This window comes from Desulfobacteraceae bacterium, assembly GCA_022340425.1.
Lineage (GTDB): Bacteria > Desulfobacterota > Desulfobacteria > Desulfobacterales > JAABRJ01 > JAABRJ01.
Map to the genome: position 1 here is coordinate 39,251 of JAJDNY010000147.1, position 17,584 is coordinate 56,834.

At 65.3% G+C, this 17,584-nt stretch carries 16 protein-coding genes; 11 read left to right on the forward strand and 5 right to left on the reverse strand.

Annotation, left to right across the window (positions count from 1 at the left end):
• The first annotated feature begins 126 nt into the window (after nt 1-126).
• The 3 genes from LJE63_12780 (at nt 127) to LJE63_12790 (ending at nt 2,461) form a co-directional block, all read left to right on the forward strand.
• Entirely contained in the window at nt 127-420 is a 294-nt protein-coding gene (locus LJE63_12780) for a PilZ domain-containing protein (protein MCG6907481.1), read from the forward strand.
• 154 nt (nt 421-574) lie between these two features.
• A complete protein-coding gene (locus LJE63_12785; protein ID MCG6907482.1) occupies nt 575-1,831 on the forward strand; it encodes a GGDEF domain-containing protein in 1,257 nt (418 codons plus the stop codon).
• A gap of 156 nt (nt 1,832-1,987) precedes the next feature.
• Nucleotides 1,988-2,461 (forward strand): ferritin family protein, encoded by a 474-nt coding sequence (locus tag LJE63_12790; GenBank protein ID MCG6907483.1) that lies wholly within the window; start codon nt 1,988-1,990, stop codon nt 2,459-2,461.
• Nucleotides 2,462-2,539: 78 nt separating this feature from the next.
• Here the strand turns inward: LJE63_12790 and LJE63_12795 are convergent, their stop codons facing one another.
• Nucleotides 2,540-3,226: a Crp/Fnr family transcriptional regulator gene (locus LJE63_12795; protein ID MCG6907484.1), complete on the reverse strand. Its 687-nt coding sequence runs from the start codon at nt 3,224-3,226 to the stop codon at nt 2,540-2,542.
• A 156-nt stretch (nt 3,227-3,382) separates the two neighbouring features.
• On the opposite strand from LJE63_12795, the gene hcp reads away from it, so the two are divergent.
• The 4 genes from hcp to LJE63_12815 all read left to right on the forward strand — a co-directional run bounded on the left by hcp (nt 3,383) and on the right by LJE63_12815 (nt 7,689).
• The gene (hcp, locus tag LJE63_12800) at nt 3,383-5,011 is read left to right on the forward strand and encodes a hydroxylamine reductase (protein ID MCG6907485.1); all 1,629 of its coding nucleotides are present in this window, start codon (nt 3,383-3,385) and stop codon (nt 5,009-5,011) included.
• Between the two features lie 74 nt (nt 5,012-5,085).
• Nucleotides 5,086-5,805 (forward strand): phosphohydrolase, encoded by a 720-nt coding sequence (locus LJE63_12805; GenBank protein MCG6907486.1) that lies wholly within the window; start codon nt 5,086-5,088, stop codon nt 5,803-5,805.
• An 11-nt stretch (nt 5,806-5,816) separates the two neighbouring features.
• Entirely contained in the window at nt 5,817-6,551 is a 735-nt protein-coding gene (locus LJE63_12810; protein ID MCG6907487.1) for a 4Fe-4S binding protein, read from the forward strand.
• Nucleotides 6,552-6,732: 181 nt separating this feature from the next.
• A complete protein-coding gene (locus tag LJE63_12815; protein ID MCG6907488.1) occupies nt 6,733-7,689 on the forward strand; it encodes a carbohydrate kinase family protein in 957 nt (318 codons plus the stop codon).
• Between the two features lie 27 nt (nt 7,690-7,716).
• Here the strand turns inward: LJE63_12815 and trxB are convergent, their stop codons facing one another.
• From trxB to LJE63_12835, 4 genes are all read right to left on the reverse strand, one after another.
• Nucleotides 7,717-8,691 (reverse strand): thioredoxin-disulfide reductase, encoded by a 975-nt coding sequence (gene trxB / locus LJE63_12820; protein MCG6907489.1) that lies wholly within the window; start codon nt 8,689-8,691, stop codon nt 7,717-7,719.
• A 175-nt stretch (nt 8,692-8,866) separates the two neighbouring features.
• A complete protein-coding gene (gene dusB / locus LJE63_12825) occupies nt 8,867-9,859 on the reverse strand; it encodes a tRNA dihydrouridine synthase DusB (protein MCG6907490.1) in 993 nt (330 codons plus the stop codon).
• A 67-nt stretch (nt 9,860-9,926) separates the two neighbouring features.
• Nucleotides 9,927-10,862: a DUF1848 domain-containing protein gene (locus tag LJE63_12830; GenBank protein ID MCG6907491.1), complete on the reverse strand. Its 936-nt coding sequence runs from the start codon at nt 10,860-10,862 to the stop codon at nt 9,927-9,929.
• On the reverse strand, nt 10,862-11,200 hold the full coding sequence (locus LJE63_12835) for a hypothetical protein (GenBank protein ID MCG6907492.1): 339 nt from the start codon (nt 11,198-11,200) through the stop codon (nt 10,862-10,864). The genes LJE63_12830 and LJE63_12835 overlap by 1 nt, the downstream gene beginning before the upstream one ends.
• Before the next feature lie 328 nt (nt 11,201-11,528).
• On the opposite strand from LJE63_12835, the gene LJE63_12840 reads away from it, so the two are divergent.
• From LJE63_12840 to LJE63_12855, 4 genes are all read left to right on the forward strand, one after another.
• Nucleotides 11,529-13,937: a 3-hydroxyacyl-CoA dehydrogenase/enoyl-CoA hydratase family protein gene (locus LJE63_12840; GenBank protein MCG6907493.1), complete on the forward strand. Its 2,409-nt coding sequence runs from the start codon at nt 11,529-11,531 to the stop codon at nt 13,935-13,937.
• Nucleotides 13,938-13,975: 38 nt separating this feature from the next.
• Nucleotides 13,976-15,160, forward strand: coding sequence for a thiolase family protein (locus LJE63_12845; GenBank protein ID MCG6907494.1), 1,185 nt, complete (start codon nt 13,976-13,978; stop codon nt 15,158-15,160).
• Between the two features lie 349 nt (nt 15,161-15,509).
• Nucleotides 15,510-15,734 (forward strand): hypothetical protein, encoded by a 225-nt coding sequence (locus LJE63_12850; GenBank protein MCG6907495.1) that lies wholly within the window; start codon nt 15,510-15,512, stop codon nt 15,732-15,734.
• A gap of 90 nt (nt 15,735-15,824) precedes the next feature.
• Nucleotides 15,825-17,528 carry an AarF/ABC1/UbiB kinase family protein gene (locus LJE63_12855; GenBank protein ID MCG6907496.1) on the forward strand — a complete coding sequence of 568 codons (1,704 nt, stop codon included), beginning with the start codon at nt 15,825-15,827 and terminating at the stop codon, nt 17,526-17,528.
• Nucleotides 17,529-17,584: the final 56 nt, after the last annotated feature.

Below are 17,584 nucleotides of genomic sequence, written 5' to 3' on the forward strand. Positions count from 1 at the left end.
CCGGGAAGTCTTATCGTTGATTGCAAACCACCCGCCCGGGCAGCTGAGAGTCCCCGGGCATTGCCAAACCCCCAATAGAGCCGTGCCCTGTGCCGATCCGGCGCAGCGGCCGCCAAGGAGGTTCCCATGAGCGATTGTCAAGACCGGCGCGCAAAGCGCCGCAGCCACTTTCGAAATACGATGATTCTCACCGCCAAGGACAACGGATCGACCTTTCCGGTGCGGATGTGCAACGCCAGCGAGGACGGCCTTTTCTTCGAGGCTGGGAGCCGGTTTGCACCGGGAGCCCAGATCTACGTGATGGCCCCCGGCTCCTGCGATGTGGACCGGGCCAGGGTCGTCTGGTGCCGTGAAATCCTGGACCCCGAGGCCCCCCGCTACCGGGTGGGGGCGACCTTCCCCAACACCCTGGTGCACTGATCCCCCCCGACGGTTTTTGCGCCGGATCCGGCCGCCCGGCCGCCCGGCGCAAATCCCTCCCCCGCCCTTGTGAGACGGCCGCAGTGCGGTCAAGAAAGCCCGCCCATCGTCCGAAAAAGACGTATCTTTTCGCAACCCGAGCCCGGTGACCCGCATGGCCGCCAAAACACCCGCCGCCCGCCCCACCCGACCGACTGTTATTCGCCTGCGGCCCCTGCTGGGTGCTGCGGCCGCGCCCCTGATCCTGCTGGCCCTGGGCGCCGCCCTGGCCTGGCGCTGGCCCGAGGTGCGCCCGCCGGGTCAAACGGCGGCCGTCTGCAGGGCGCTGGCGGACCTGCTGCCGTTTCTGCCGTACGCGGTTTTCGGCCTTCTCCTGCTGGCGGGCGGCCGCTGCCACAACGCCGGCCTGATTCTCGGCGCGCCGGTGCTGTCGCTGGCCTATCTCGGATCTTCGGGGGGCGCGCTGCCCCTTGCGGTCGGGCCTTGGGGGATGTGCCTGGAGGCGCTGCTCCAGACGCTGCTGCCGCTCAATCTGGTTTTTCTGGCGCTGCTGACCCGCTCCCGGCTGTTTTCGACCCGCAGCTGGGCGGCAGCCGTGGTGATCCTGCTGCAGACAGCGGGGCTGGCGCTGGTTTTTGGGCCGTCTTTCCCCGGTCACCAGCTCGCCCGGGCGCTGCTGCAGGACGCGGTCTCGGGGTGGTGCCCCCGCCTGGAAGTTGCCGATTGGCCGGCCGCCCGGCTCAGTCTGCTTCTTTCTCTGATGTTTCTATGCCAGCGGCTGATGCGGACCACGGACGGGCTGAGCGCCGGTTTCGGCTGCGCCCTGGTGGCCGCCTGGCTGGGAGTCGGCGCAGGCGGGCCGACGGCCGCGGTCTGGTTCACGGTTGCCGGCCTGATCCTGGGAGCGTCGCTTTTGGACAGCACCTACCGCCTGGCCTACAACGACGAGCTGACAGGGCTCCCCGGGCGCCGCAGCCTCAACCAAGCTCTGATGGGTCTTGGCCGGCGCTACGCCCTGGCGATGATCGATGTGGACCACTTCAAGCGCTTCAACGACCGCTTCGGGCACGACACCGGCGATGACGTGCTGCGGCTGATCGCCGCCCGGCTCGCCCGGATCTCCGGCGGCGCCCGGGTCTTTCGCTACGGCGGCGAGGAATTTGCCGCCGTGTTTGCGGGCAAAAGCGCCGCCGCAGCCCGCAGCCACCTGGAGGCCTTTCGTCGGGCGCTGGCGCAAACGGCCTTTCGGGTGCGCCGCCACAAGGGCGCCGCCCGGCCGGTCAGAGTTACGGTGAGCATCGGCGTCAGCGCACCCGACGGCCGCACCCGGGACCCTGCGGCGGTCCTCAAGGCCGCCGACCAGGCCCTCTACCGGGCCAAACGGGCGGGCCGCAACCGGATTGTCGCCTGATCCGCGCTCTGCGGTGGCAGGGGCTGCGCTTTACAAGGCGCCCCAGGGTCTTTACTTTATAGTGCGTTTGTGAACCGGATATCGAGTGGGCCCTGCCGGAGTGCCTGGCGTCCTTACCCGCGCTGGGTGCGCCGGTCGGCGAAAGGATGGTGCCGGATGATTGACTTCAATGCCGAGGAGATCTTTCGGATGGCCGAGCAGCTTGAACGCAACGGGTCCGAATTTTACCGCAGCGCCGCCGCGGCCGCGGCCCGGCCCGAAGAAAACGATCTTTTGCTGCGGCTGGCCGCCATGGAGGATGCGCACCAAAAAACCTTCCAGACCATGCGCTCGGAACTCGGCGATCTGGAGCGCAGCGCCACCGCCTTCGACCCCGACGGCGAGGCGACCCAGTACCTGCGGGCGCTGGCCGACACCCGCGTTTTCTTCCAAAAGAAGATCGACACCAGCTCGATGAAGGAAATTCTCAAGGCCGCCATCGAGGCCGAGAAGGAATCCATCCTCTTCTACCTGGGGATGCGCGCGACGCTGCCCACCAGGCTGGGCCAGAGCCGCCTGGACGAGATCATCCAGGAGGAGATGGGCCATATTCGCATGCTCAGCCGGGAACTGGTTCGGCTAAAGGAGTAGGCGGCCGACACCCTTCTAACTTCCTTCCCCTGCCGCGGGCGCGTGCCGTGCGAAGGCTGGCGCTCCACCGGACCACCGTCAGCCCTCAATCCCCATCAGCTTGCCGGTTCTGGCCAGATCCTCCAGGGCGTCCCGGTTCAGCAACCGGATGGTGCGCCCCGCGACTTCGATCAGGCCCAGGCCGGCCATCTTGGCCATCATGCGCGAGAGGGTTTCGGGGATCGTTCCCAGCAGGCTGGCGAGCTGACCCTTGGAAATCGTCAGGGCGACGGTGTCCTCGGCGGCCTGCTCGGCCGCCAGATAGACCAGGTAGGAGGCCAGGCGGCCCGGCACCTCCTTGAGCGAAAGATTTTCGATCTGGACGGTAAATTGCCGCAGCCGCAGGGACAGCACCGCCAACATGTTGAGGGCCAGCGAGGGCATGGCGCTGGTCAGGTCGACGAAGGCCTGCTTGGGGAAAAAAAGCAGTCGGCTTTGGGCGATTGCCTCGGCGCTGGCCGGAAAGGGTTTGCCGGAAAAAACGGGCACCTCCCCAAACGGCTCGCCCGGGCCGAAGATATGCAAAATCTGCTCTTTGCCTTCCGCCGAGACCTTGAAAATCTTTATCCGGCCGCTCATGACGACGTAAAAACCGCTTCCCGGCTGGCCTTCGGTGAAAACAATCTCCCCCTTGGCAAAACGGCGCGTGACCGCAATGGCGCAAACGGCCTGGAGCTGTTCCTCGGGCAGGCCGCCGAAAAGGGGTGTTCGGGCGATGATGTCCATTATTTTTTCCATGGCCTGAAAAAAAACCTATTTCTTGACCTAAGTCAAGGAGTCATCATCCAAGGCGGTCTATAAGGAAACCCATCAAGCGCAACAACCGTCAAACGGTCGCCTCTCCAAGGGCGGCCAAACCCCAACAAAGACAGGAGGCAAGCCATGTTTTGTTTTCAGTGTGAACAGACGGCCAAGGGCGAAGGCTGCACCAAACTCGGGGTCTGCGGCAAGCAGCCCGACGTGGCGGCCCTTCAGGATCTTCTCGTATACGAAATCAAAGAGCTTTCACGGATTGCGGTGGAAGGCCGCAAGGTGGGGCTGGTGGATGCCGCGGTGGACCAGTTCACCAGCGAGGCCCTCTTTTCGACCCTCACCAACGTCGACTTCGACCCCGAGCGGTTTGTGGAAATGCTGGCGCGCTGCGTCCAGGTGCGCGAAGACCTCAAAAAGCGCGTGGCCGCCGCAGGCGGCAAAACCGATTTCGGATCCCCGCGCGTGGTCTATGCGCCCGGCGCCGGCAAGGAAGAACTGGTGGCCCTGGGCGGGCAGGTGGGCGTCAAGGCCGACCCGGACCTCGACCCGGACCTGCTCTCGTTGCGGGAACTGTTAATCTACGGCCTCAAGGGCGTTGCCGCCTACGCGGACCATGCCCGGATCCTGGGCCAGGTCGACGACCGGGTGGATGCCTTCATCCACGAGGCCCTGGCGGCCACCCTGGACAAAAGCCTGAGCGCCGATGACTACGTCGGGCTGGTGATGAAGTGCGGCGAGATCAACCTGCGCACCATGGAGCTGCTGGATGCCGGCAACACCGGCGCCTACGGCCAGCCGGTCCCCACCCCGGTGCCCCTGGGCCAGAAGCAGGGCAAGGCGATCCTGGTCTCCGGCCACGACCTCAAGGACCTGGAGGAAATCCTCAAGCAGAGCGCCGGCAAGGGCATCACGGTCTACACCCACGGTGAAATGCTGCCCTGCCACGGCTACCCGGAGCTCAAGAAGTACCCGCACTTCTACGGCCATTACGGCACCGCCTGGCAGAACCAGGCGCGCGAGTTCGCCGCCTTTCCCGGCGCGATCCTGATGACCACCAACTGCATCCAGAAACCCCAGGACGCCTACAAGGGCAATATCTTCACCACCGGGCTGGTGGGCTGGCCCGGGGTGACCCACATCGCCGACAAGGACTTCACCCCGGTGATCGAACGGGCCCTGGCGCTGCCCGGCTTCGCCGCGGACGTCCCCGGCAAGAGCGTCATGGTCGGCTTCGGCCACAACGCCGTTCTGGGTGTTGCGCCGGCGGTGATCGAGGCGGTCAAGAACAAGCAGATCCGGCACTTCTTCCTGGTCGGCGGCTGTGACGGCGCAAAACCCGGCCGCAGCTACTACACCGAGTTTGTCGAGAAGGTGCCCGCCGACTGCGTGGTCCTGACCCTGGCCTGCGGCAAGTTCCGCTTCTTCGACAAGGACCTGGGCACCATCGGCGGCATTCCCCGCCTGCTGGACATCGGGCAATGCAACGACGCCTACTCGGCCATCAAGATCGCCTCGGCCCTGGCGGACGCCTTCGGCTGCGGGGTCAACGACCTCCCGCTGTCCATGATCCTCTCCTGGTACGAGCAGAAGGCCTGCGCCATCCTGCTGACCCTGCTCTACCTGGGGATCAAGGACATCCGGCTGGGGCCCTCGCTGCCGGCCTTCATCTCGCCCAACATCCTCAACGTCCTGGTGGAGAAGTTCAACATCATGCCCATCACGACGCCGGATCAGGACCTCAAGGCGATCCTCGGATAGACCTTTTTCTTATCATTGGCGGGGGCCCGGGACAGCGGGCTCCCGCCCGAACCCGACAACCGGAGGAACAGGCCATGCGATGCCCGGGACAGGACACCCAGTATTGGAACTCGAAAGCGATCTTCGAGGCCAAATGCCCCAAGTGCAACCACCCGGTGGAGTTCTTCAAGGACGACACCACGCGCAAGTGCGGGCACTGCGGCCACCGCTTCGTCAATCCGCAGATGGATTTCGGCTGCGCCGCCTACTGCCCGTTTGCCGAACAGTGCCTGGGGAGTCTGCCGCCGGAGTTGGTGGCCCAGAAGGAAAATCTCTTCAAGGACCGGGTGGCGGTGGAGGTCAAACGCCATCTGAAAACCGATTTCAAGCGCATCGGGCATGCCTCGCGGCTTGCGCGCTACGTTGAGCGCATCCAGCAGCGCGAAAAGGGCAACCCGGCCAGCGCCCTGATTGCCGCCTACCTACTGCCCATCGTTGCTCAGGCCGCCGCCGATGGGGGCGCCGAGGCCTGGCGGCGGGCGGCGACCGCCACCGTCGGGGAATTTCTCTCCAAACTCGGCGCCGGTGAAAACCTGATCACCGCCGTTGCCGAGGTGCTGGCCGCTCTCTCCGGCGCCGATCCCCAGGCGCCGGTGGAGGTACGAGTGCTGCACGATGCGGAGGCGATTTTGCGCCTGGAAGATCAACAGAAAACCGCGCCCCTGCCGTTGGATGCACTCCAGCAGCAGCTCGACGGGACTCTTTTGACCGACGGCGGCCGTCAGGCCGCGGCGGCGGTGCTGCTGAAACCATGAGAGGATGAGAGATGAAGGTTTACCGCAAGATCATCGAGATCGACGAGGAACGCTGCGACGGCTGCGGACAGTGCGTCCTGGCCTGCGCCGAGGGTGCCATCCAAATCGTGGACGGAAAGGCCAAGGTGATTTCCGACAACCTCTGCGACGGTTTGGGGGCCTGTATCGGCGACTGCCCCCAGGGCGCTTTGAAGATCATCGAGCGCGAGGCCGAGGAGTTCGACGAGGAGGCCGTGGCAGCCCGTCTCGAACAGGAGGCGGATGTCCACACGGGGTGCCCCTCGGCGGGGGTCCAGATTTTGACCGCGCCCGCCCCCTGTGCTGCGGCCAACCAGCCGGCCGGGTTCGAACCCGCCGCGGGGGGCGACTCCGCCCTGGGCCACTGGCCGGTCCAGATCCACCTGGTGCCGCCCACCGCGCCGTTTTTGAAAGGCGCCGATCTGCTGGTCATGGCCGACTGTGTGCCGGTGGCCTTTCCCACCGTTCACCGCGATTTCCTGCAGGGCCGGGCGGTGACCCTGGGGTGCCCCAAGTTCGACGACCGCGACGCCTACATCGAGAAGTTCAGCGCCATTTTCCGGCAGGCCGGGATCAAATCCATCACCACCGTGGTCATGGAGGTCCCCTGCTGCGCGGGGCTGCCCGATATCGTCAAAAAGGCCCAGAGCGCGGCGGGCACCCGAATACCCACCGAGACGGTGGTGATCAGCACCCGCGGTGCCATCATCAAGCGGATCAGCGGCTGAGCGATCCTCGGGCCGAGGCGGGGGTTTCTCTTTGGGTGCCCGGCCCGGGCAGGTCCTCGCCGGGCTGCGGCGGAATTGACATGCTGGGCGGCGCTGGCTATAACGCCAGCAAGCCGCCGGCGGATTCGGCGGTCAACCCCGGCCGCCGCCGCATCGGCCGCCTTGCAAGGAGCCGTCCAGCATGCAGATCTTCGTTTCCGGGTCGCTGGCCTACGACCGCATCATGGATTTCCCCGGGCGCTTTTCCGACCATATCCTTCCCGACAAGATCCACATTCTCAACGTCTGCTTCACGGTCAACGGCCTGACCGAAAAATTCGGCGGCACCGCCGGCAACATCGCCTACAACCTCAGTTTGCTGGGGGAAAAGCCCCAGATTCTGGCAGCGGCCGGCAGGGATTTCGAGCGCTACGCGCAGTGGCTGACCCATCTGGGTCTGCCCCTGGGCGGGATTCGCGTGATCCCCGAGGAGTATACCGCCGGGGCCTACATCACCACCGACAAGGCCGACAACCAGATCACCGGATTCAACCCCGGCGCCATGCGTCACCCTTCCCGCTACGCCTTTGACGGCCTGCGCGGTGACGAGGCCATCGCCATCATCTCCCCCGGCAACATCGAGGATATGCTGACCTACAGTCGCACCTTCAAGCAGCGGGGGGTGCCCTACATTTTCGACCCCGGCCAGACCATCACGGCCCTTAGCGGCGCCCAGCTGACGGAGATGATGACCGGCGCGGCGCTGCTGATCTCAAACGACTACGAGCTGGAAATGATCATGCAGCCCACCGGTTTGGACCGCAGCGCCATTCTGCGGCGGGCCGGGGGCCTCATCACGACCCTGGGGGAAAAGGGGGCGCTGCTGACGACGGCGGCCGGCGAGACCCGGATTCCGGCCGTACCGGTGGCGCGGGTGGCCGATCCCACCGGCGCCGGGGACGCCTTCCGGGCCGGTCTGCTCAAGGGGCTGGTGACCGGGAGACCGCTGGCCGCGGCGGCCCGCATGGGAGCGGCATGCGCCAGCTTCGCGGTGGAATGCCTGGGCACCCAGGAGCACACCTTTACCCTGGGGCGCTTCTGGGAGCGTTTCCAGGCCGGTTTCGGCGACGGCGGTGATGCCGCGGCGAGCGGCGCCTGACAGCGGCCGGCCGCTGCCGGGCCTTATTCAGCCCAGCAAATCGGCGGGCAGTTCGCAGGTTTGATCCATGGCCTTGCGGGATTCGACATAGTGTGCGGCCGCCAGGGCGGCGGTGCAGCCGTCGGCGGCTGCCACCACGATCTGGCGGGCGTATTTGGCCCGCAGATCACCGATCACGTAGATTCCGGGGGTGTTGGTGGCGCATTTGTCGTCGGTCTCGACGTAGCCGTCCATGTTAATCCGGGTGCCCTGGGGCACCAGGCGGTTGTTGGGGTTGAAGCCGATAAAGATGAAAACCCCGTCGGTGGCCAATTCCCGCTCGGCACCGCTCTGGGTGTCCTTCAGGCCGACGGCGCAAACCCCTTCCGCATTGGCCCTGATCTCCGTTAGCACCGTGTTCCAGAGGACCTCGATTTTGCACTCCGCCTCGATCCGCTGCTGCAGCAGCATGCCGGCCCGCAGAGCGTCGCGCCGGTGGGCGATGTAGACCTGCTTGGCCAGCTTGGCCAGGTAGAGGGATTCCTCGGCGGCGCTGTCGCCGCCACCCACCACCACCACCGTCTTGTTGCGGAAGAAAAAGCCGTCGCAGACCGCGCAGTAGGACACCCCCTTGCCGTAGTAGGTGTCCTCACCGGGGACCCCCAGCTTGCGGGGGCTGCCGCCGGTGCCGATGATCACCGCATGCGCGCTCAGGCGTCGCCCGTCGGCCAGGGTGACGCTGTGGCGGTCGAGCCCCGGGGTGATGGTGGCCACCTCCTGGGAGAGGACCTCCAGGCCGTAGGCCTTGGCGTGCTGGAGAAATTTCTGGGCCAGCTCCGCGCCGCTGATATGTTCGAAACCGGGGTAGTTTTCCACCTCGTCGGACATGACTACCTGGCCGCCGGGCGCGGCGCTTTCGATCAGGACGGTTCTCAGCGCCGCGCGCATGGCGTAAATGCCGGCGGAAAGGCCGCCGGGGCCGCCCCCGACAATAATCAGGTCATAGAGCTCATTTTCAGGCATCTCGGTTCTCCTTGCAGGGGTGTCGCGTGGGTGCTCGCGCCTGCGGCGGGCGCAAGCGCGGACTGCTTCTCCCATACCGCTTGTGGACAGCATTAATCAAGGCTTTATTGCCGATCTCGGGCAGCCGGTCGCGGCCGGCGGGCGGCTGCGGTCGGCGCCATCTTATCTTGCGGCATTATTTTTTTCCGGGGCCCTCAGCCTCCCGGCGGCGCAAGAGGGCCTCGTAGGCGGCGAGTTTTTCCAGGGCCTGGGCTTCGCTGGCAAGCTCTTTGATGGATTCTCGAAAGGCGCTGCTGTGGGGCAGCCCGCGGCTGAACCACCCCAGGCGGCTGCGCATCATGCGGCAGGCGTGCCGTTCGCCGAAAAAGCGGACCGATGCGCGCAGGTAGGCGCGCAGCGCGTCGAACCGCAGCGCGAGGTCGACCGGCGGCGGCGGCTGGCCCTCAAGCGCCGCCCGCACCTGGCCGAACAGCCAGGGGGCGCCGATGGCCGCGCGGCCGATCATGACTGCATCGCAGGCGGTTTTTTGGCGCATGGCGAGGGCATCCGCGGCGCAGGTGATGTCGCCGTTGCCGATCACCGGGATGGCCACCGCCGACTTGACGGCGGCGATCACGGGCCAGTCCGCGCAGCCGCGAAAGGCCTGGTCGGCGGTTCGGGGGTGAACGGCGATGGCATCCACACCGCAATCCTCCGCGATCCTGGCGATCCGCAGGGCCTGGGCGCCGGAGGCCTCCCAACCCGTGCGGATCTTGACCGTCAGCGGGATGCGGACCGCCTGGCGCACGGCCCCCAGCAGGGCCGTGGCCTTTTGCGGTTCACGCATCAGGGCGACCCCGGCGCCGCTTTTGACGATCTTTTTGACCGCGCAGCCGAAATTGATGTCCAGTACATCGGCGCCGGCGGCCTCAACCCGCGCCGCCGCTTCGGCCGTGATCCCCGGGTCCGAGCCGAAGAGCTGCATGGACACCGGCTTTTCGTCCGCGACACTGGCCAGCAGCCGGGCGGTTTTGGCCGACCCGTGGACCAGGCCGTTGGCGCTGACCATCTCGGAGCATACCAGGGCGCATCCGGCCGCGCGGGCCAGGAGCCGGAACGGCAGGTTGGTGATGCCCGCCAGCGGGGCGAGAACGGTCGGGTTTTCGAGGGTCAGGGATCCAATGCGCATGGCCGGGTGTCGTTTCTTCGCCGGTCGCTCTCCGGGGCGCCGGCGGGTTTGGCAGGGGGCTGCCGCTTTAACACGATTGGCGCTGGCGGGCAAGCACCTCTTCCACCGCCGCAGGCGCTGGGGCGGCGCTCGGCTGGGCGTAGCAGTAAAGGCAGTTGTGAAAGCAGGGCTGTCGGCGATAGTCGCCGACGTCCGCCGACAGGCTGCAGCCGCAGCCCTTTTTGACCCGCTGGCCGCCGTCGCGGCGCAGGGAAATCCGCCCGCCGTAAAGACCCATCAGCAGGGCGCCCGGGATGCAGCTGGCCGGGGCGAGCGGCGCGGCCGGCGGCAACGCGGCCAAGACCTGGACCTCGCAACAGGTTTCAAGCCGGATGCCGTACGGGGTCAGGGCGTTTGCCAGTTGTTTCAGCAGGGCGGCCTTGCGGGCGATGGGCGGGTCCCAAAAGGCCATCCCCGGCAGGCGCGCCGTGCGCCGCGCGATTTTGGCGTAGTCGTCACGAAAGCTGGTGATGCAGCGGGTGATCCCCAGGGCGCCGGCGTGCCGGGCGATGCGGTCGAAATCGGCCAGGTTGTCGTGGATCCCCCCGCCGTTTTGACGGTAAAAACAGATCGGGTCGAAGCGCCAGGCGACGGCTGTCGGCCCGAAGGCCCGCGCCAGGTCGTCCATCTGCGCCAAGCGCTCCGCAAGGGGCGGCACGCGCGGCTCCAGGAGGCGGTCGGTGGAGTTGAGGGTGAAATTGAAATATAGGTTGTAGCCCAGTTGCCGCAGTTTCTGGCCGTAGCGGCCGGCCAGAAAGGGGCCGAAGTTTTTGGACCAGAAAACGATCGTGTGAACCTCGCGCCGGCCGGCCGGAACCCGCCGCGGACGCCGGTTGAAGGGGTTTTCAACGCTGAAAAAGCCCCTGGCGATACCCGCCATGAACCACGGCATGTAAAAGGCGGGGATATCGGTCCGGCGCGAGGCGGAGATGACGGTGGGCGGGCCTTGGGCGGCGGGGTGCATCAGGGGTCGGTTTTCTTCTTTGGCGCCAGCCGGATGACCTTGGCGGCCCCCTGGGGCTGCGGGCCGTCGCCGGGGGCGGGCTTTTCCGCGGGCGGGCGCGCCGGCTGGGGCGCCTCGACCCGCTCCAGGCGCATGCGTTTGCCGTTCATGGTAAATTCCTGCCCGTTGATATAGGCGTCGCGCAGGATCCAGGTGACCACCTGCAGCGGGACCTGCAGCATCAGCAGGGTGACATGGTACCAACCGGGCTTGTGGTCGGCCGCGATCTCCTCGATGCGGGCAAAGCCCAGCGGCTTATCCTCGAAGTGGATCAAAACGATGTCGTTGATACCGGTCATGGCGGCAATCCTCGGGCGGTGGCCCCGGCGGTTGATCTTCTTTTCTTTATAAGTCCGAGCGGGGGTGGGATCAAGCAAAAACGGCCATCCGGTGTGACCCTCCAAAATGAATTTTGATTCATAAATCCGGCGTTCCCCTCCGCCCCTCCCGACGCCCCGCCGCCGCCGCGGGACATGGCCCAAAATCCTTATCATGAAAGAATTACAAAGCCTGAATAGCCGGCTCTGGGTTTTTAGCTTGACAGTCGCGGCCGGGTCTTGATAAATGAATGAGGATTCATTCAATTGCTGATTTGCTGGCGTCCACTTCTCAACTCAGGAGGGAATCATGATCAGGAAGATAAAGAAAGCCGCGGTTGTCGGGTCCGGCGTCATGGGCGGCGGGATCGCCGCTTTGCTGGCCAGCGCCGGCGTGAAAACCCTGCTGCTGGACATCGTGCCCTTTGACCTCAAGGATGACGAAAAAAACGACCCCGCGGCCCGCAACCGGATCGTCAAGGCCGGCCTGGACGGCATCCTGCGAGCCCGGCCGGCGCTGCTGATGCAGCCCCGGGATGCGGAGCTGATCACCATCGGCAACCTCGAGGACGACTTCGACCAATTGGCCGAGTGCGACTGGATCGTCGAGGTGGTGGTGGAGAACCTGAAGATCAAACAGGCCCTTCTGAAGCGCATCGACCCGGTTCGCAAACCCGGCGCGATCGTCTCCAGCAACACCTCCGGGATCCCCCTGAAGGCCATGTCGGCAGGGCTCTCCCAAGGTTTCCGGGAGCACTTCCTGGGGACCCATTTCTTCAACCCGGTGCGTTACATGAAGCTCTTGGAGCTCATCCCCGGAGAGGACACCCTGCCGGAGATTCTCGACTTCATCGCCGACTTCGGCGAACGCATCCTGGGCAAGGGGATCGTCTGGGCCAAGGACACCCCCAATTTCGTGGGCAACCGCATCGGGGTCCAGGGGATCGTCAAGGCCATGCAGCTGATGGTGGAAGACGGCCTGACGATCCCGGAAGTCGACGCCCTCTTCGGGCCCGCCATGGGGCGCCCCAAAACCGCGATGTTCAAAACCACCGATCTGGTGGGGCTGGACACCATGGCCCACGTGGCCAACAACACCTACGCGCTGGTGGTGGACGATGAGCAGCGGGAGAGCTTCAAAATCCCGGCCTTCATCGACGCCATGATCGAAAAGAAGCTCCTGGGCAAGAAAACCAAGGCCGGCTTCTACAAGACCGACCTGACGCCGGAGTGGAAGAGGCTGCGCACGGTGATCAACCCCGCCACCCTGGAATACGAGCCCTTCGAGGCGCCCGAGTTTCCCTGCCTGGCGGCGGCCAAGAAGGCCGGCAGCCTGCCCGAGAAGATCAGGGCCGTGGTTTACGGCGACGACCGCGGCGCCCGCTTCGCCTGGAAAGTCCTGGCCCACGGCCTGGTTTACGCCGCCAACCGGATCCCCGAAATTTCGGACACCATTGTTGAAATCGACAACGCCATGAAGTGGGGCTACAATTTCGAGCTGGGGCCCTTCGAGACCTGGGACGCCATCGGGGTGGCGGAGTCGGTGGGCAAAATGGAGCAGGAGGGCATCCCGGTGCCCGCCAACGTCCGCGCGATGCTGGCGGCGGGCCACACAACCTTCTACAAGTCCCAAAACGGGCGGACCTTCTTCTACGATTTCGCAAGCGGTGAATACCGGGAGCGTCAACTCAGCCCCAACATCCTGTCCCTCGCGGCCCTCAAGGGGGCCGGCAAGGTGGTCAAGGCCTGCAAGTCGGCCTCGCTGATCGATCTGGGCGACGGCGTTTTCTGCTGCGAGTACCACACCAAGATGAACGCCATCAACCGCGAGATCGTCGCCTTCATGGGGGAGGCCTTCGACTACGTCGACCAAAACGGGGTCGGCCTGGTGATCGGCAACCAGGCCGGTGGGATGCCCGGCGCCTTTTCCGCCGGCGGCGATCTCCTCTACATGGCCTCCCTGGCCCAGGAGGGCAAGTTCAGCCAGATCGACGAATTCCTGCAGATGGCCCAAAACGGCATCCAGCATGCCCGCTATGCGCATCTGCCGGTGGTCGCAGCACCCTACGGGCTGACCCTGGGCGGCGGCTGCGAGGTCTGCCTGGGGGCGGCCGACAAGATCGTCGCGCACGCCGAACTTTACATGGGGCTGGTGGAAATCGGGGTGGGGCTGCTGCCGGCCGGCGGCGGCTGTCTGAACCTGTGGAAGAAATTTTTGCAGGCCCTGCCCGAGGCCGTCTCCGATTTCGACCTGGGCAAGCTCTTCACGCCGGTGTTCATGTCCATCGCCATGGCCAAGGTCTCCACCTCGGCGGCCGAGGCCCGCGCCAACGGCTTTCTCGGCCCCCGCGACCGGATCGTGATGAACCGCGACTACCTGATCGGCGAGGCCAAGAAGGAGGTCCTCAAAATGGTCGCCGACGGCTATGCCCCGCCGCCCAAACGCAAAATCCGGGTGCTCGGCGAGGCCGCCCAGGGCATGATTCAGGCGGAGCTTTTCAACCTGTTGAGCGCCAAGTTCATCACCGAATACGACGCCTTCCTGGCCAAACGGATCGCCTTTGTCCTGAGCGGCGGCGAGGTGCGCGCCAACAGCGAGGTTGAGGAAGAGTTGATTCTCAAGCTGGAACGGGAGGCCTTTGTGGATTTCTGGCGCGAGGAGAAAACCCAGGCCCGCGTGGCCCACATGCTCAAGACCGGCAAACCCCTGAGAAATTGATCCGCAGACACCCTTTGGGAGTACAGGAGGAAATCATCATGCGCGATGCCTATATCGTTTCATCCGTCAGAACGCCCGGATGCAGGCGGGCCAAGGGGGCCTTCAAGGACACCCGGCCCGAAGACCTGCTGGCGTTCATTCTGCAAGCGGCTGTGGCCAAGGCCCCCGGGCTGGACCCCAAGGAGGTCGAAGATCTCATGATCGGCTGCTCATTCCCCGAAGCCGAGCAGGGGCTCAACATCGGCCGGCTCGCCGGTCAGATCGCCGGTTTTCCCGAGACGGTTTCCGGCGCCACCGTCAACCGCTTCTGCTCCTCGGGGCTGGAGGCCATCGCCCTGGCGTCGCTGCGGGTGATGGCGGGCTGGTCGGAGGTCACCGTCGGCGGCGGGGTGGAGTCCATGACCTACGTGCCCATGGGCGGCAACCTGCCGCGCCCCCACCCCGAACACACCCGCAAGCAGGCCGATCTCTACTGCTCCATGGGCATTACGGCTGAAAACGTGGCCAACCGCTACCAGATCAGCCGCCAGGACCAGGACGAATTCGCCTACCATTCCCACATGAAAGCCGCCAAGGCCAAGGCCGGCAAGCTTTTCAGCGAGATCGTGGCGACCCCCGCGGCGCGGTTCGTGCCCCAGGCCGACGGCACTTTCAGACGCGAAACCTTTCTCCAGGACTTTGACGATGGCATCCGGGAAACCACCACCGTCGAAGCCCTGGCCAAGCTCAACCCGGTCTTTGCCGCCGGCGGGTCGGTCACCGCCGGCAACTCCTCCCAGACCACCGACGGGGCCGCGGCGGCCGTCATCATGAGCCCCCAGAAGGCGGCGGCGCTGGGCCTCAAGCCCATCGCCAAGCTCAAGTACTACACCACCGTCGGCTGCCGGCCCGACGAAATGGGCGTCGGCCCGCGCTACGCGATTCCCAAGCTGCTTGATATGGCGGGCCTGAATATCGCCGATATCGGGCTCTACGAGATCAACGAGGCTTTCGCCTCCCAGGCGCTTTACTGCATCCGGGAACTGGGTCTGGACCGCTACATGGAGCGGGTCAACATCCACGGCGGCGCCATCGCCCTGGGGCACCCCCTGGGATGCACCGGCGCCAAGCTCTGTGCCACCCTGCTGGCCAACATGCAGCGCCTGGGGGTCCGCTACGGCGTCGAGTCAATGTGCATCGGCGGCGGAATGGGCGCCGCAGCGCTCTTCGAGCTCTGCGACTGATCGTGGCCGCCGGGCCCCGCCGGCGGGGCCCCTGGCCGGTGCAAACCGGGCCAGAGGGCCCTGTCGCCGGACTTTCGGCCGTATTGACATCCCTCCGCCTTTCCGCCATACTCCCCCCCGGATTTTCGCCGGAAATCGGCATCCTTCAAGCGGTGCGTATCTGCCGCTGAATGCAAGTGAGCAAGTGACCCGGAATCGGTTCGGGCGATCCGCCTCCGCACGGCGGACCGCCCCCCCGGGTGAGCGCGCCAAAGGCGCGTCGTCACGCCCGCCCTCTGCACGACCCCCGGGGGAGGGCATGGCCAGCGGTGCAATCCAGCGGTGCGGCAATTCCCCAGGAGGTGTGCCAGTGAAAAACGGAAAATGCCCCAAATGCGGTTCCAAGGAGGTATACTGCGGCGACGATGTGCACCCCAAAAGCGGGCCTTTCGGGAGCAATTCGATCCCCGTCAGCCTGACATCCATCGCGTCCCTGGACAATTATGTCTGCACCGAGTGCGGCTACCTGGAGAGCTACATCGCCGACCCCGCAAAGCTGAAGGAAATTTTCGTCAAATGGCGGCGGGTCTCGTGAGTGCAACCGCCGCGTGAGCGGTAAGCGCCGGGGCTCTGTGAGCGTTGCCGCGGGTGCTGCTCTTCAATCCGATCCAACCAGGACAGGAAGATGGGATTTGCAAGCGGGGTCAACCACATGAGAGGCTTCAGACGACTGGGCACCATTGCTCGTGTGCTGGTGAGGCACGGGTTCGGGGTTGTGGCCGACCGCTTGAGCGCCCGCCCCGTGAGCCGCCGGAAAACTGACGGGCCGACCGCCAGCGGTTCTCCCGCCCCGCGGCGCATCCGCCGGGTGCTGGAGGAGCTGGGGCCCAGCTTCATCAAGCTTGGGCAGCTGATGAGCACCCGGGCGGACGTTTTTCCCCCGGAGTACATCGACGAGTTCAAGAAACTGCAGGACCAGGTGCCGCCCCTGGCCTTTGCCGAGATCAAAGCGCTCATCGAAGCCGAACTGGGGCAGCCGCTGGCCGTGCTTTTCGCCGATTTCCCGGCCGAGTCGATTGCGGCCGCCTCGGTGGCCCAGGTGTATGCCGCCCGTCTTGCGGACGGCACCCCGGTGGCCGTCAAGGTCGTGCGGCCGGGGATCGCCAAGAAAATCCGTGAAGACATCCGGCTGATGTACACCCTGGCCGCCAGACTGGAAAAAAACTTCGCGCTGGGCCGCGTCCTGGGGGCCGTCAACATCGTGCAGGAGTTCGAACGCACGATTTTCAACGAGCTCGACATGCTCCGCGAGGCCGGCAATATCGAGAAGTTCGCCGCCAACTTCAAGAGCGTCGAGGATATCTGCGTCCCCGAGATCTACTGGGAGCTGACCACCCCGTCGGTTCTGGTGATGTCCTTCGTCGAGGGTGTCAAGGTCGACGAGGTGGCCGCCATCCGTGCGGCCGGCATCGACCCCCGGGAGATCGCCCTGATCGGGCTGCGGTCGCTTTCGCGCCAGTTGATGGAGTTCGGGTTCTTTCACGCCGACCCCCACCCCGGCAATACCATCGTCATGCCCGACGGGCGGGTGGGCCTGGTGGACTTCGGCATCATGGGCTACCTCGACGAGGAGACCATGCACCAGGTGGCCCACGTCTTTCTGGGCTATGCCGAGCGGGACTACGACCTGGTCATGGAGGCGCTGCTGGCTTCGGGGGTTCTGCCCTCCGAGGGGGTCGACCTGGCGCGTTTTCGGCGGGACCTCAAGGATATCAGCGAGCCCTTCTACGGGCGCTCGCTGCAGACCATTTCCGTTCGGGACGTCTACGACCAGGTGATGCAGCTGGTGTCCAAATACCAGATCCACCTGCCGCGCAACCTGCTGCTGCTCTTCAAGACCCTGATCCAGACCGAGGCCCTGGGAAAAACGCTGAACAGTGACGCCAGCATCCTGACCGTGATGAAGCCTTACGCGCGCCAACTCCTCCAGAAGGGCTACGAGTCCCGTAAAATTCTGCGCAACATGGGCCAGGAGCTGCGCAACAGCGGCAACTACCTCAAAACCGCACCCAAGCTGATCCACGACATCCTCAAGCAGACCGCTACGGGCAAGCAGGTGGTTGCGCTGCGGCACACCGGTTTCAACCAGTTGAATCAAAAATTCGAAAGGAGCGTCAACCGGCTGGTCATCGGCCTGATCGTCTCCGCTTCGACCATCGCCGCGGCCCTTATTCTCAATTCCGATCAGACGGTGATTCAGTTTCAGGTGCGCCTGCTGGGCTATCAGAGCCTCTCCCTGACCGCTGTTCTGGGGGTGGTGGGCTACTGCATCGCCACCGTTCTGGGGCTTTGGCTGATTATCTCGATTTTTCGCTCCGGCAAGCTGTGAGCCATCCGCGGCGGCCGAATTTAGACGGTTCCGCAAAAGTCCAATTTCTGCGTTGC